The sequence below is a fragment of the Phytopseudomonas daroniae genome (assembly GCF_004327285.1).
GTDB lineage: Bacteria > Pseudomonadota > Gammaproteobacteria > Pseudomonadales > Pseudomonadaceae > Aquipseudomonas > Aquipseudomonas daroniae.
Genome location: NZ_QJUI01000028.1, coordinates 31388 through 43849, shown reverse-complemented (window position 1 = coordinate 43849; position 12462 = coordinate 31388). Strand labels below are relative to the sequence as shown.

Sequence of the window (12462 nt, the reverse complement as noted above, 5' to 3'; positions counted from 1 at the left end):
TCCCGAACTCAGTAGTGAAACAATGCATCGCCGATGGTAGTGTGGGGTCTCCCCATGTGAGAGTAGGTCATCGTCAAGCTTCTACTAGAAACCCCAGATCTCGACAGAGGTCTGGGGTTTCGTCTTTATGGCGCGGGAAAAAGGCCGCAGGCAGGCAGGGAGCGAGCGTGTGCGGGCAAGCTACAGGTCGCACGCCGGAGTCGGCTTGCCGGCGAGGCTCTTGAACCGCGGCTCGCCGGCAAGGCTAGGCGCCCCCGCAGCTCCTACAAAAGCCCGTCCTACGCGCGAGGGCCTTTGGCGTTGGTGGCCCTCCGCGGGTATCGCTGCGCTCAACCCAGGCTACGGAAGAAGCAACCGTACGGCCTTAGCGTGGTGGTGGGCTCGTGCTGGAAGGGTGGAAGGGTGGAAGGGTGGAGCGTCTTCCATATCTGTTCATTTTCACACCAGCGAGGCAATTGCGTTTCCGCCCTCGGTAGGCAGCGGCGGAGCGCATCGCTATCATGCGCACCTTATTGCACGGCAGGTTCGGCATGCAGCCTTTATTGCGACTTTTACAAGATGGCCAGTTCCATTCGGGCGAAGAACTCGGTGCAGCGATTGGTGTGAGCCGCGCTGCGATATGGAAGCGGCTGCAGGCGCTCGAGGCTGAGTTCGATCTCAGCATCCACAAGGTGCGTGGTCGCGGTTATCGTCTTGAGGCGCCGCTTTCTCTATTGGCGGATGACGCACTTGGCCTGCCGAGTGGCTGGTCCGTCACGCTCCTGCAGCAGGTGGACTCCACCAACGCGGAAGCCCTGCGTCGTCTGGCATCTGCAGCGGTGCCGCCTTTTCTGGTCATTGCAGAGCAGCAGACTGCAGGCCGCGGGCGTCGTGGGCGGAGTTGGGTGAGCCCTTTCGGGGAGAACCTGTACTACAGCCTGGTGCTGCGTATCACCGGGGGCATGCGTCAGATAGAAGGCTTGAGCCTGGTGGTTGGCCTCGCCTTGCTGCATACCATCCGCGGGGCAGGTGTTACTGATGTTGGCCTGAAGTGGCCCAATGACTTGTTGGTGGGTGGGCGCAAGATTGCCGGCATCCTACTGGAGTTATCCGGTGACCCCGCTGATGTTTGCCATGTAGTAATCGGAATTGGGGTCAACATCAATATGCGGGTAGTGGCTGGAGATGTCATCGATCAGCCTTGGACGTCGATCAGGCAGATCCTGGGGGCACAGATCGATCGCAACCGTTTCGTGAGCGACCTCAGTCTCCAGCTTGAGTGCTACCTGGAATTGCATCGACGGGATGGTTTTGCCGCTCTGCGTGAACAGTGGGAGGCTAATCACCTGTGGCAAGGTCGAGCGGTGTCACTCGCAGTCGGTGTGCAGTCTGTGGATGGGTGTGTTCTGGGTGTCGATGACAGCGGCGCATTGCGCCTCGATATTGATGGTAGCGAGCGCGTGTTCAGTGGTGGGGAGCTTAGCTTGAGGTTGCGTGATGATTCTTGAGCTTGATTGTGGCAACAGCTTTATCAAGTGGCGTGTTCTGCCTAGGCAGGATGATGCTCGGGTGGTTGCCGGTGGCGTGGTCGGTAGCGATGAGGAGCTTCTCGGTGCGCTGATCTCTCGCTTTCCTGGAGAGCTGTTCACCTGTCGCCTTGTCAGTGTGCGTACTGAAGATGAAACGCGACTCCTGGTGGATGCCTTGAAGGCGCGTTTCGGTATCGATTGCATGATTGCCGCGCCGGCGAAGGAGCTGGCTGGTGTGAGCAATGGCTATGATGAATACCAGCGCTTGGGACTCGATCGATGGCTTGCGGTAGTCGGCGCTTACAGCTTGGAGCGGCGTGCCTGTCTGGTTCTGGATCTGGGTACTGCGATCACCTCGGACTTCATCAATGCGGCTGGCAACCACCTGGGCGGTTTCATCTGTCCGGGGATGCCGCTGATGCGCAATCAACTGCGCACCCATACTCGCCGCATTCGTTATGACGATGCTGTTGCTGAGCGGGCGCAGCACAGCCTGACGCCTGGACGTTCAACGGCTGAAGCCGTGGAGCGTGGTTGCCTACTGATGTTGCGCGGCTTCGTCGATACCCAGCTTGAGCTTGCTCGCCAGCAATGTGGCGATGATGTGACCGTATTTCTTACTGGTGGGGATGCTGTACTGGCCGCCGAATGGGTGCCTGCTGCGCGCGTGGTGCCGGATCTGGTGTTTATTGGCTTGGCGATCGCCTGTCCACTGGCGAGGGGATAGGTTATGCGCTGGATTTTCATGCTCCTGGTGGTGCTGAATGCTTTCTACTACGTCTGGCATCAGCAGCAGGCGCCAATGTATGCGAAAGAAGTCGCCCCCCTGTCGCTGTATCAGGAAAGCCGGCGCGACATTCAACTGCTCAGTGAGTCCGAACTGCAGCAGCGACGTGCTCCTGCGGTGAAGGAAACGCCGGCCAACGAGTCGGTATGTCTGTTCCTGGGTAGTTTTGAGGAAAGTGCCGAGGCCGAGCAGGTCGAGCAGCGCCTGCTCAGCCTGGATATTCGCTCGCAGATGCAGATAGTCGAGTCTGCGGGTGCGGTCGACTACTGGGTTTACCTGCCGCCGCTGGCTTCGCGTCAGGCCTCGTTGAGGCAATTGCGAGAATTACAGGCACGCAAGATAGACAGCTACATCATTACCCAGGGTGATCTTTCCAACGGTATCTCCCTGGGAATCTTTCCCCGTCACGATTCTGCCGATAGCGTGATCTCGCGATTACGCGGTGCGGGCTACGAACCGTTGCTCCGTGAGCTGCCGCGGGCGAACCGCCGTCATTGGGTGCGCGTCGCTCCAGAAAGCCGGCGCTTGGTCGATGATTCACTGCTCGAGCGTTTGTCTTTGGACTTCAAAGGCTTACAACATCAATTAATGCCGTGCGAGGGGGTTGCAAGCCCTCGATAGAATGCATAGAATGGCGCCCGCTTCGCAGGGTGGACGCCTTCACGGGTGTGTATGTGAAGTTGCTGTTAGTGTCGCTAAGCTCAGGTTTTTAAATGAGAAAGTGCTTGACAGTAGGGTGGCAGATATTGAGAATGCCGCCTCCTTATGGAGGGATTCCCGAGCGGCCAAAGGGATCAGACTGTAAATCTGACGTCATCGACTTCGAAGGTTCGAATCCTTCTCCCTCCACCAGATTTAAGCGTGAGCTGCAGGCTCCGCGGGCATAGTTCAGTGGTAGAACCTCAGCCTTCCAAGCTGATGATGCGGGTTCGATTCCCGCTGCCCGCTCCAGCTTTGTTGGTCGTGCAACATATTTGCTCATGTAGCTCAGTTGGTAGAGCACACCCTTGGTAAGGGTGAGGTCAGCGGTTCGAATCCGCTCATGAGCTCCATTTGATAAAGGCAGATATGAAAGTATCTGCCTTTGTTTTAATGGCGGTATCGCTAGCTGAATTCTTCGTTCGGAGACGGTCAAAATGGCTAAAGAAAAGTTTGAACGTAACAAGCCGCACGTCAACGTCGGCACCATCGGTCACGTTGACCACGGTAAAACCACTCTGACCGCTGCTCTGACCCGCGTCTGCTCCGAAGTATTCGGTTCGGCCAAGGTCGACTTCGACAAGATCGACAGCGCGCCGGAAGAGAAGGCTCGTGGTATCACCATCAACACTGCGCACGTTGAGTACGATTCGTCCGTACGTCACTACGCACACGTTGACTGCCCGGGTCACGCTGACTACGTCAAGAACATGATCACCGGTGCTGCGCAGATGGATGGCGCGATCCTGGTTTGTTCGGCCGCTGACGGCCCGATGCCTCAGACTCGCGAGCACATCCTGCTGTCGCGTCAGGTAGGCGTTCCGTACATCGTCGTGTTCCTGAACAAGGCTGACATGGTCGATGACGCCGAGCTGCTGGAGCTGGTGGAAATGGAAGTGCGCGATCTGCTGAGCACTTACGACTTCCCGGGCGACGACACGCCGATCATCATCGGTTCCGCGCTGATGGCTCTGAACGGCCAGGACGACAACGAGATGGGCACCACTGCCGTCAAGAAACTCGTCGAAACTCTGGACAGCTACATCCCGGAGCCGGTTCGTGCCATCGACCGTCCGTTCCTGATGCCGATCGAAGACGTATTCTCGATCTCCGGCCGCGGTACTGTAGTTACCGGTCGTGTAGAGCGCGGTATCGTCAAGATCCAGGAAGAAATCGAGATCGTTGGTCTGCGTGACACCACCAAGACCACCTGTACCGGTGTCGAGATGTTCCGCAAGCTGCTCGACGAAGGTCGTGCTGGCGAGAACTGCGGTGTACTGCTGCGCGGCACCAAGCGTGACGACGTGGAGCGTGGTCAGGTTCTGGCCAAGCCAGGCACCATCAAGCCGCACACCAAGTTCGAAGCTGAAGTGTACGTTCTGTCCAAAGAAGAAGGTGGTCGTCACACCCCGTTCTTCAAGGGCTACCGTCCGCAGTTCTACTTCCGTACCACTGACGTGACCGGTTCGTGCGAACTGCCGGAAGGCGTTGAGATGGTAATGCCGGGCGACAACATCAAGATGGTTGTCACCCTGATCAAGCCGATCGCCATGGAAGACGGCCTGCGCTTCGCGATTCGCGAAGGTGGTCGTACCGTTGGTGCTGGTGTAGTTGCCAAGATCGTCGAATAATCGATTGATCTGTCCCTGTCAGGCCGGCATAATGGTCGGCCTGATTTTTGTTCTAGGTCAGTAGCTCAATTGGCAGAGCGGCGGTCTCCAAAACCGCAGGTTGGGGGTTCGATTCCCTCCTGACCTGCCATTTTCTAACGAATTTGGCGTGTCTTCTCACAGGATCCTTGTTCATGAATGCTAAGTCTGAAGCCAAAGACTCTCGCTTCGATCTGCTCAAGTGGATTGTAGCGTCCCTGCTCGTTGTTGCTGGGGTAGTCGGTAATCAGTACTTCTCTGGTGAGCCGATTCTGTACCGCGTCGTCGTGCTGTTGGTGCTTGCGGTAGCTGCTGCTGCCATCGCCCTGCAGACGACAAAGGGTCGGGCCTTCTTTGGTCTGGCGAAGGAAGCTCGCGTCGAGATTCGCAAGGTTGTCTGGCCGACGCGCCAGGAAACCACGCAAACCACGCTGATCGTCGTCCTTGTCGTGCTGGTCATGGCTCTGATGTTGTGGGGGCTCGATTCGCTCCTGGGTTGGCTTGTGTCGTTTATCGTAAGTTGAAATAGGGTGTCCCGTGGCTAAGCGTTGGTACGTTGTGCATGCTTACTCGGGTTACGAGAAGCATGTAATGCGTTCGCTGATCGAGCGCGTCAAATTCGCCGGAATGGAAGATGATTTCGGCGATATTCTGGTTCCCACCGAAGAAGTGGTGGAAATGCGTAATGGCCAGAAGCGCAAGAGCGAGCGAAAGTTCTTTCCAGGTTATGTGCTGGTGCAGATGGAAATGAACGAGGCGACTTGGCACTTGATCAAGGATACGCCGCGCGTTATGGGGTTCATCGGTGGTACTGCTGATAAGCCTGCACCAATTACTGAAAAAGAAGCTGACGCCATCCTGCGTCGTGTCGCCGATAGCGGTGACAAGCCGAAGCCCAAGACTCTGTTCGAGCCGGGCGAGATGGTTCGAGTCACTGATGGCCCGTTCGCTGATTTCAGTGGCGTCGTCGAAGAAGTCAATTACGAGAAAAGCCGTATCCAGGTGGCAGTGACCATTTTTGGTCGCTCGACACCGGTCGAGCTGGAGTTCAGTCAGGTCGAGAAGTCGTAACTGACAAACGCATCCCATACCCCGCAGCCGTAGGCTGCGGGGTTTTGTTGTCACTGGGATAAACAGGCAATAGTCCGGGGAGCCGCGAGGCGCTAGAACCCGTAACTGGAGTAGCTAATGGCTAAGAAAATCACGGCTTATATCAAGCTGCAAGTAAAGGCCGGTCAGGCCAACCCGTCGCCACCCGTCGGCCCGGCTCTGGGTCAGCACGGCGTGAACATCATGGAATTCTGCAAGGCGTTCAACGCCAAGACTCAGGGCATGGAACCTGGTCTGCCGACTCCAGTGATCATCACTGTATACAGCGACCGTAGCTTCACCTTCGAAACCAAGAGCACCCCGGCTTCCGTGCTGCTGAAAAAAGCAGCCGGTCTGACCAGCGGTTCGGCTCGTCCGAATACTGTCAAGGTCGGCACCGTTACCCGTGCCCAGCTCGAAGAGATCGCCAAAACCAAACAGGCCGATCTGACTGCAGCTGATATGGATGCGGCCGTGCGTACCATCGCCGGTTCCGCTCGTAGCATGGGCCTCAACGTGGAGGGTGTATAATGGCTAAGCTGACCAAGCGCCAAAAGGCTATCGCGGCCAAGATCGAGCCGGGTAAAGCCTACAGCTTCACCGACGCTGCTGCGTTGCTGGCTGAAATCTCCGCCGTCAAGTTCTCCGAGTCCGTTGATATCGCTATCAACCTCGGCGTTGACCCGCGTAAATCGGATCAGGTCGTGCGTGGCGCTACCGTGCTGCCGAACGGCACTGGCAAAAGCGTACGCGTTGCCGTCTTCACCCAGGGCCCGGGCGCTGAAGCTGCTCTGGCTGCCGGCGCTGACCGTGTAGGCATGGACGATCTGGCTGCTGAAATGAAAGGCGGCGATCTGAACTATGACGTGGTCATCGCTTCTCCGGACGCCATGCGCGTCGTCGGCCAGCTGGGTCAGGTTCTCGGCCCGCGCGGTCTGATGCCGAACCCGAAAGTCGGTACCGTGACTCCGGACGTCGCTACTGCAGTCAAGAATGCCAAAGCTGGTCAAGTACGTTTCCGTACTGACAAGAACGGCATCATCCACAGCTCCGTTGGCAAGGTTGGCTTCGAAGCCGACAAGCTGAAGCAGAACGTGGAAGCACTGCTGGCCGATCTGAAGCGCCTGAAGCCGTCGACCTCGAAAGGCATCTACGTCAAGCGCGTGACTCTGAGCACCACTATGGGCCCAGGTCTGCTGATCGACCAAGGCTCGCTGGACGCTTAACGAATGACGGCAGGCGCACCTGGTGCGCCTGCAGCGAAAAATTGGGGTCCCTGCCTGGCGGGGGCTATCCAAGACCGTAGGGGGCGCAAGCCTCAAACCAGAAGAGCAATCTTCCACCCTACGCAGATGGTGCTCCCGATTCTTACCGAATCAGACACCAAAACGCCGTCCGGCTCAGGCCGGGCGAAACGGTAACATCCAGGAGTAAACCCGTGGCAATTAAACTCGAAGACAAGAAGGCCATCGTCGCTGAAGTCAACGAGGCTGCCAAAGCTGCCCTGTCCGCTGTCGTGGCTGATGCCCGTGGCGTGACCGTAGGTGCTATGACCGGACTCCGTAAAGAGGCCCGCGAAGCTGGCGTATACGTACGTGTCGTACGTAACACCCTGCTCAAGCGCGCTGTTGAAGGCACTCAGTATGATGTGCTCAACGACGTGTTCAAAGGCCCGACCCTTATCGCTTTCTCCACCGAACATCCGGGCGCTGCTGCTCGTATCTTCAAGGATTTCGCCAAGGGTCAGGACAAGTTCGAGATCAAGGCAGCTGCGTTCGAGGGTCAGTTCCTCGCAGCCAATCAGATCGACGTACTGGCAACTCTGCCGACCTATGACGAAGCCATTTCCCAGCTGATGAGCGTGATTCAAGGCGCTACCAGCAAACTGGCTCGTACTCTGGCGGCCGTTCGCGACCAGAAAGAAGCCGCTGCCGCTTAAGGCACGTCATTCGTTCTCGCGCTTATTTGTTTAATTTGACGGTCGCGAAGGCTGTCCCCCAATACAGGAATTAGAGTCATGGCTCTGTCTAACGAAGATATCATCGAAGCAATCGGCCAGAAATCCGTTCTGGAAGTTGTTGAACTGATCAAGGCAATGGAAGAGAAGTTCGGCGTTACCGCCGCTGCTGCTACCGTTGCTGCTGCTGGCCCGGCTGCTGCCGTTGCTGAAGAGCAAACCGAGTTCAACGTCATCCTGACCGAAGCTGGCGAGAAGAAAGTGAACGTCATCAAAGCCGTTCGCGAACTGACCGGTCTGGGTCTGAAAGAAGCTAAAGCAGTTGTTGACGGCGCTCCTGGCGTGGTCAAAGAAGGCGTGTCGAAAGACGAAGCCGAAGCTGCCAAGAAAGCTCTGGAAGAAGCAGGCGCCAAAGTCGAGCTCAAGTAAGCGACGACCTTGCGTCTACAGCCCGCGCGATTCGCACAAGGCTGACGGCTGGTGGCTCTTGCCACCGGCCTTTTTCCGTTCTAGCTCGGCTGCTCAATGGCCCTGTCTTGGAGCGTGAAAAGACCCACCAACGAGGTGGAGCAAACCTAGGGTTTGCACGAGTTTCTGGCTGCTCCCGTCGGAGAAGCCAAATAAGCAGGTGACCAAGCTGGGGAACGCTGATGGCTTACTCATACACTGAGAAAAAACGTATCCGCAAGGACTTTAGCAAGTTGCCGGATGTCATGGATGTGCCTTACCTCCTGGCCATCCAGCTGGATTCGTACCGCGAATTCCTGCAGCAAGGCGCGAGCAAGGAACAGTTCCGCGACATCGGCCTGCATGCGGCCTTCAAATCTGTATTCCCGATCATCAGCTACTCCGGCAACGCTGCTCTGGAATACGTCGGTTATCGCCTGGGCGAGCCGGCGTTCGACGTCAAGGAGTGCGTGCTGCGTGGCGTGACCTTCGCCGTCCCGCTGCGCGTGAAAGTGCGCCTGATCATTTTCGACAAAGAATCGTCGAACAAAGCGATCAAGGACATCAAGGAGCAGGAAGTGTACATGGGCGAAATTCCGCTCATGACCGAGAACGGTACCTTCGTCATCAACGGTACCGAGCGTGTGATCGTTTCCCAGCTGCACCGTTCCCCGGGTGTGTTCTTCGACCACGACCGTGGCAAGACTCACAGTTCGGGCAAGCTGCTGTACTCCGCTCGCATCATTCCTTACCGCGGTTCCTGGTTGGACTTCGAGTTCGATCCGAAGGACGCGGTGTTCGTGCGTATCGACCGCCGCCGCAAACTGCCGGCCTCGGTACTGCTGCGCGCGCTGGGCTATAGCACTGAAGAAGTGCTGGACGCCTTCTATACCACCAACGTTTTCCACGTCAAAGGTGAAGGCCTGAGCCTGGAGCTCGTACCGCAGCGTCTGCGTGGTGAAATCGCCAGCCAGGACATTCTGGACGGCAACGGCAAAGTGATTGTCGAGCAGGGTCGTCGTATTACCGCTCGCCACATCAACCAGCTGGACAAAGCCGGCATCAAGGAATTGGACGTACCGTTCGACTACCTGATCGGCCGCACCTCCGCCAAGGCGATCGTGCACCCGGCCACTGGTGAAATTCTCTGCGAGTGCAATACCGAGCTGTCGGTCGAGTTGCTGGCGAAGATCGCCAAGGCTCAGGTCGTGCGCATCGAGACCCTGTACACCAACGACATCGACTGTGGCCCGTTCATCAGCGATACGCTGAAGATCGACAGCACCACCAATCAGCTGGAAGCGCTGGTCGAGATCTATCGCATGATGCGTCCTGGCGAGCCACCTACCAAGGATGCCGCCGAGACGCTGTTCAACAACCTGTTCTTCAGCGCCGAGCGTTACGACCTGTCTGCCGTGGGCCGCATGAAGTTCAACCGTCGTATCGGTCGCACCGAGATCGAAGGTTCGGGCGTGTTGAGCCGCGAAGATATCGTCGAAGTGCTCAAGACTCTGGTCGACATCCGTAACGGCAAAGGTATCGTCGATGACATCGACCACCTGGGTAACCGCCGTGTACGTTGCGTCGGCGAGATGGCCGAGAACCAGTTCCGTGTTGGCCTGGTGCGCGTCGAGCGCGCGGTCAAGGAACGTCTGTCGATGGCCGAAAGCGAAGGCCTGATGCCGCAGGATCTGATCAACGCCAAGCCGGTTGCGGCGGCGGTGAAGGAATTCTTCGGTTCCAGCCAGCTTTCCCAGTTCATGGATCAGAACAACCCGCTCTCCGAGATCACCCACAAGCGCCGTGTTTCCGCACTCGGCCCGGGCGGTCTGACCCGTGAGCGCGCAGGCTTCGAAGTCCGTGACGTACACCCGACCCATTACGGCCGTGTGTGCCCGATCGAAACGCCGGAAGGCCCGAACATCGGTCTGATCAACTCCCTGGCGGCCTATGCCCGCACCAACCAGTACGGCTTCCTGGAAAGTCCGTACCGCGTTGTTCAGGAAGGCAAGGTCACCGACGAGATCGTGTTCCTGTCCGCCATCGAAGAGGCCGATCACGTCATCGCCCAGGCATCCGCGACCCTGAACGACAAGGGTCAGCTGATCGACGAGCTGGTTGCCGTGCGTCACCTCAACGAGTTCACCGTGAAGGCGCCGGAAGACGTCACGCTGATGGACGTATCGCCGAAGCAGGTCGTATCCGTCGCTGCCTCGTTGATTCCGTTCCTCGAGCACGACGACGCCAACCGTGCACTCATGGGTTCGAACATGCAGCGTCAGGCCGTCCCGACCCTGCGTTCGGACAAGCCGCTGGTCGGTACCGGCATGGAGCGCAACGTCGCCCGTGACTCCGGCGTCTGCGTCGTGGCTCGCCGCGGTGGTGTGATCGACTCCGTCGATGCCAGCCGTATCGTGGTTCGCGTTGCCAACGATGAAGTCGAAACCGGTGAAGCCGGTGTGGACATCTACAACCTGACCAAATACACCCGCTCCAACCAGAACACCTGCATCAACCAGCGTCCGCTGGTGCAGAAAGGTGATGTGGTTGCGCGTGGCGACATCATGGCTGACGGCCCGTCCACCGACATGGGGGAACTGGCGCTGGGTCAGAACATGCGCGTCGCGTTCATGCCGTGGAACGGTTACAACTTCGAAGACTCCATCCTGCTCTCCGAGCGCGTGGTTCAGGAAGACCGCTTCACCACGATCCACATCCAGGAACTGACCTGCGTGGCGCGTGACACCAAGCTCGGCCCAGAGGAAATCTCTGCGGACATCCCGAACGTGGGTGAAGCTGCACTGAACAAGCTCGACGAAGCCGGTATCGTCTACGTCGGTGCCGAAGTCGGCCCAGGCGACATTCTGGTTGGTAAAGTCACGCCGAAAGGCGAGACCCAGCTGACGCCTGAAGAGAAGCTGTTGCGTGCGATCTTCGGTGAGAAGGCCAGCGACGTTAAGGACACCTCCCTGCGCGTGCCGACCGGCACCAAGGGTACCGTCATCGACGTACAGGTCTTCACCCGTGACGGCGTCGAGCGTGATGCTCGTGCTCTGTCGATCGAGAAGAGCCAGCTGGACGAGATCCGCAAGGATCTGAACGAAGAGTTCCGCATCGTCGAAGGCGCGACCTTCGAGCGTCTGCGTGCCGCTCTGGTTGGCAAGGTCGCCGAAGGCGGCGCTGGCCTGAAGAAAGGTGCTGCGATCACTGACGAAGTGCTCGACGGTCTGGAGCGTGGCCAGTGGTTCAAGCTGCGCATGGCTGAAGATGCACTGAACGAGCAGTTGGAAAAGGCCCAGGCCTACATCTCCGACCGCCGTCAGCTGCTCGACGACAAGTTCGAAGACAAGAAACGCAAACTGCAGCAGGGCGATGACCTGGCTCCGGGCGTACTGAAGATCGTCAAGGTCTACCTGGCCATCCGCCGTCGCATCCAGCCGGGTGACAAGATGGCGGGTCGTCACGGTAACAAGGGTGTTGTCTCGGTGATCATGCCGGTCGAAGACATGCCGCACGACGTGCATGGCACGCCGGTCGACATCGTCCTCAACCCGCTCGGCGTACCGTCGCGTATGAACGTCGGTCAGATCCTCGAAACCCACCTGGGCCTCGCGGCCAAGGGCCTGGGCGAGAAGATCAACCTGATGCTCGAGGAGCAGCGCAAGATCGCTGATCTGCGCAAGTTCCTCAACGAGATCTACAACGAGATCGGTGGGCGTCAGGAGAACCTCGACGAGCTGAGCGATCAGGAAGTGCTGGCCCTGGCCAACAACCTGCGCAAAGGCGTGCCGATGGCTACTCCGGTTTTCGACGGTGCCAAGGAAAGCGAAATCAAGGCCATGCTGAAACTGGCAGATCTGCCGGAAAGCGGCCAGATGCGCCTGATCGACGGCCGTACGGGGAACCAGTTCGAGCGTCCGACCACCGTTGGCTACATGTACATGCTGAAACTGAACCACCTGGTGGACGACAAGATGCACGCGCGTTCCACGGGTTCCTACAGCCTGGTTACCCAGCAGCCGCTGGGTGGTAAGGCGCAGTTCGGTGGTCAGCGCTTCGGGGAGATGGAGGTCTGGGCTCTGGAAGCTTATGGTGCCGCCTATACCCTGCAGGAAATGTTGACCGTCAAGTCGGACGACGTGAACGGCCGTACCAAGATGTACAAGAACATCGTGGATGGCGATCACCGCATGGAGCCGGGCATGCCCGAGTCCTTCAACGTGTTGATCAAAGAGATCCGTTCGCTCGGTATCGATATCGATCTGGAAACCGAATAACACGACGTGAATCGGCAGCGGGGCAATATGCCCGCTGCCTGCTCCGCCA

11 protein-coding genes, 4 tRNA genes and 1 rRNA gene are annotated in these 12462 nt (G+C 58.2%); all 16 read left to right on the top strand.

The window, feature by feature from the left end; translation table 11 throughout:
- Positions 1-79: ribosomal RNA gene (gene rrf, locus DNK06_RS25560) — 5S ribosomal RNA — on the top strand; the annotation flags it as partial.
- A gap of 451 nt (positions 80-530) precedes the next feature.
- Positions 531-1487 (top strand): bifunctional biotin--[acetyl-CoA-carboxylase] ligase/biotin operon repressor BirA, encoded by a 957-nt coding sequence (gene birA, locus DNK06_RS22800; protein WP_131182250.1) that lies wholly within the window; start codon positions 531-533, stop codon positions 1485-1487.
- Positions 1477-2235 carry a pantothenate kinase gene (locus DNK06_RS22795; protein ID WP_131182249.1) on the top strand — a complete coding sequence of 253 codons (759 nt, stop codon included), beginning with the start codon at positions 1477-1479 and terminating at the stop codon, positions 2233-2235. The genes birA and DNK06_RS22795 overlap by 11 nt, the downstream gene beginning before the upstream one ends.
- Positions 2236-2238: 3 nt before the next feature.
- The gene (locus tag DNK06_RS22790) at positions 2239-2916 is read left to right on the top strand and encodes an SPOR domain-containing protein (protein ID WP_131182248.1); all 678 of its coding nucleotides are present in this window, start codon (positions 2239-2241) and stop codon (positions 2914-2916) included.
- Between the two features lie 146 nt (positions 2917-3062).
- Positions 3063-3147, top strand: a tRNA-Tyr gene (locus DNK06_RS22785).
- 25 nt (positions 3148-3172) lie between these two features.
- Positions 3173-3246: transfer RNA gene (locus DNK06_RS22780), tRNA-Gly, on the top strand.
- A 25-nt stretch (positions 3247-3271) separates the two neighbouring features.
- Positions 3272-3347 (top strand) — tRNA-Thr (locus DNK06_RS22775).
- A gap of 84 nt (positions 3348-3431) precedes the next feature.
- Entirely contained in the window at positions 3432-4625 is a 1194-nt protein-coding gene (gene tuf / locus DNK06_RS22770; RefSeq protein WP_084307122.1) for an elongation factor Tu, read from the top strand.
- A gap of 54 nt (positions 4626-4679) precedes the next feature.
- Positions 4680-4755, top strand: a tRNA-Trp gene (locus DNK06_RS22765).
- Positions 4756-4798: 43 nt separating this feature from the next.
- The gene (gene secE, locus DNK06_RS22760) at positions 4799-5167 is read left to right on the top strand and encodes a preprotein translocase subunit SecE (protein ID WP_131182247.1); all 369 of its coding nucleotides are present in this window, start codon (positions 4799-4801) and stop codon (positions 5165-5167) included.
- Positions 5168-5180: 13 nt separating this feature from the next.
- Positions 5181-5714, top strand: coding sequence for a transcription termination/antitermination protein NusG (nusG, locus tag DNK06_RS22755; protein ID WP_131182246.1), 534 nt, complete (start codon positions 5181-5183; stop codon positions 5712-5714).
- 117 nt (positions 5715-5831) lie between these two features.
- The gene (rplK, locus tag DNK06_RS22750; protein ID WP_013789749.1) at positions 5832-6263 is read left to right on the top strand and encodes a 50S ribosomal protein L11; all 432 of its coding nucleotides are present in this window, start codon (positions 5832-5834) and stop codon (positions 6261-6263) included.
- A complete protein-coding gene (gene rplA / locus DNK06_RS22745; protein ID WP_131182245.1) occupies positions 6263-6958 on the top strand; it encodes a 50S ribosomal protein L1 in 696 nt (231 codons plus the stop codon). Before rplK ends, rplA begins: the two co-directional genes overlap by 1 nt.
- A gap of 212 nt (positions 6959-7170) precedes the next feature.
- Entirely contained in the window at positions 7171-7671 is a 501-nt protein-coding gene (gene rplJ / locus DNK06_RS22740) for a 50S ribosomal protein L10 (protein ID WP_084307131.1), read from the top strand.
- Positions 7672-7749: 78 nt separating this feature from the next.
- Positions 7750-8118, top strand: a complete 369-nt coding sequence (gene rplL, locus DNK06_RS22735) for a 50S ribosomal protein L7/L12 (protein ID WP_084307130.1) — start codon at positions 7750-7752, stop codon at positions 8116-8118.
- A 221-nt stretch (positions 8119-8339) separates the two neighbouring features.
- Positions 8340-12413, top strand: a complete 4074-nt coding sequence (gene rpoB / locus DNK06_RS22730; RefSeq protein ID WP_131182244.1) for a DNA-directed RNA polymerase subunit beta — start codon at positions 8340-8342, stop codon at positions 12411-12413.
- The last annotated feature ends 49 nt before the right edge of the window (positions 12414-12462 follow it).